Raw genomic sequence first — 1,350 nt, 5'->3', positions numbered from 1 at the left:
GCGCCTGTTCGCGCAGATGCGGCGGATCATGACCCTCAACCGCGTCGAGGAGGTCACCGCTGACATCGTTCAGGCCGCGCGCGATTGCCTCGTCATCGGACCCGGCAACTGACAAATAGCGCGATCAGAACGCCGCCATTTCGCGCGAGCGTTTACACACGAGGGCGGACGCTGTCGCAAATGTCTGTTGCTAATCAGCCGTGTTCCAATGCACATCTGCGACATGCTCCTCGGCTATGCGCGCGTATCTACCGACGATCAGGATCTCACGCTTCAAAAGACGGCACTGAAGGCGGCCGGATGCCGGCGGACATTCGAGGAGAAGGTGTCCGGCGCCAAGCGCGCCCGACCGGAACTCGACCGGATGCTGGAGCAGCTGCGCGACGACGACGTGGTTGTGGTCACCCGGCTCGATCGCCTAGCGCGGTCGACGCGCGACCTGCTCGACATCGCCGAGAAGCTGAACGAGGCGGGAGCGGGGCTGCGCTCGCTCGCCGAGCCCTGGGCCGACACGACCACGCCTGCGGGACGCATGGTGCTCACCGTGTTCGCCGGCATCGCGGAGTTCGAGCGCGAGCTGATCCACCAGCGTACCAGTTCCGGCCGCGCGGCAGCCATGGCGCGCGGCGTGAAGTTCGGGCGTAAGCCCAAGCTCACTCCGGACCAGATCGCGCTCGGACAGCGTCTCGTCGGCGAAGGCACATCGGTGCGCGAAGCGGCGAAGCTGCTGAAGTGTCATCATGCCACGCTCTATCGGGCGCTCAACCATCCGGCGCAGATGCCCGTACATCGCTCGACACGTTGATTGAGGAGTAGGATTTCGCCATGATCTTCGCGCTTCTACTAGCGGCAAGTTCGCCGAATTCCGCGCTGGAGGCGGAGCGGGCCTACTCGGAAGCTGTACTTGCCAGTGGCCGTCAGGCAGCGGCACGCAGTTTCGGTCCACAAAGCGACCCCTGGCCAATACAACATGCGCCCGAAACCGCGCGCTCTCCATCTGTGGCCAGCATGTTGCAAGCAGCCGAGAGTAGCCGAAGGTGGTGGCTCACAATGATGAGTGTCGAGAGCCATGCCGAGCGCAGACCCGAACTTGTCTTTCCGTCCTGTGATCCGAGCGGGTCGGCAGTTGTTATCGGCGGGCTGTACGATGGCGGAAATCGAGTTGGATCATATAAGACGCTTTGGCGGAACAGTGCTGAGGGGTGGCGCTGGGAAATCGACGACTATCGTCGGGATGGATCGAAGGCATTAGCGGCAGAAAGTTTACAAGCGATCGAACCTGAGTGCTCGGCAAAACTCACCAATGAACAGCTCCAAATCCAAGCCGTTAGCGATGCGAAAGAGATCGCG

At 62.2% G+C, this 1,350-nt stretch carries 2 protein-coding genes; both read left to right on the top strand.

Going from position 1 to position 1,350, the window contains the following annotated elements:
* Positions 1 to 208: 208 nt before the first annotated feature.
* Positions 209 to 805 carry a recombinase family protein gene (locus tag AC4PG0_RS14255; protein WP_018250483.1) on the top strand — a complete coding sequence of 199 codons (597 nt, stop codon included), beginning with the start codon at positions 209 to 211 and terminating at the stop codon, positions 803 to 805.
* Positions 806 to 1,050: 245 nt separating this feature from the next.
* Positions 1,051 to 1,350: hypothetical protein (locus AC4PG0_RS14250; protein WP_492168010.1), on the top strand; the 300-nt coding region annotated here is incomplete at its 3' end.

Source organism: Listeria sp. MAN/IMW/UF464, from assembly GCF_058683955.1.
The sequence above is the reverse complement of the archived record's forward strand: the minus strand, read 5'-3'. Positions and strand labels throughout refer to the sequence as shown.

Excerpts from the sequence above, each read along its gene's own strand:
- AC4PG0_RS14255 (WP_018250483.1), top strand. The coding sequence starts at position 209 with ATGCACATCTGCGACATGCTCCTCGGCTATGCGCGCGTATCTACCGAC.